The sequence below is a fragment of the Desulfobulbus alkaliphilus genome, from assembly GCF_016918545.1.
Taxonomy (GTDB): Bacteria; Desulfobacterota; Desulfobulbia; order Desulfobulbales; family Desulfobulbaceae; genus Desulfobulbus; species Desulfobulbus alkaliphilus.
In genome coordinates this window covers 1-451 of the sequence record NZ_JAFFQC010000230.1, presented here as the reverse complement: position 1 = coordinate 451, position 451 = coordinate 1, and the positions used below count along the sequence as shown (strand labels likewise).

1 protein-coding gene is annotated in these 451 nt (G+C 68.1%); it reads right to left on the bottom strand.

Annotated elements, in window-relative coordinates; genetic code table 11:
- Nucleotides 1-451: efflux RND transporter permease subunit (locus tag JWG43_RS18275; protein WP_371925226.1), on the bottom strand; the 451-nt coding region annotated here is incomplete at both ends.

Sequence of the window (451 nt, the reverse complement as noted above, 5' to 3'; positions counted from 1 at the left end):
GCTCTGCAGGGTCTCCAGCACCTGCTCCATGCTCACGCCGTCCGGCGGGGTGAGCATGAGCTGGATGCTGCGCCGGCCGTCGGCCCGGAAGATGCTCTCCGGCCCGAGAGCTGGCTCCACCCGCAGCAGTTCGCCGAGGGGGACGATGCGGCCGGATGGGGTCGCAAGCGGAACCGCCCTGAGCTCATCCGGATTGGCCGAGCTCTGCCCTATCAGCAGGATGTCCAGCCGGTCTTCCCCATCGAAATACTCGCCGACCCGCAGGCCGTCGCCGAAGGTCTGGATGATGGTGGGCATGGGGGTGCGATCCCAGCCTACCTCGGCCAGACGCCTGTCTTGCGGCACCAGCCTCAGCTCGGGGGCGGTGAAGTCGAGACCTGGCTCTGGCCTGACCTGGGCCCCCGGCAGGTCCTTTTGTACTATGGCCATGCTCTCGCGGGCCGCCTGATAG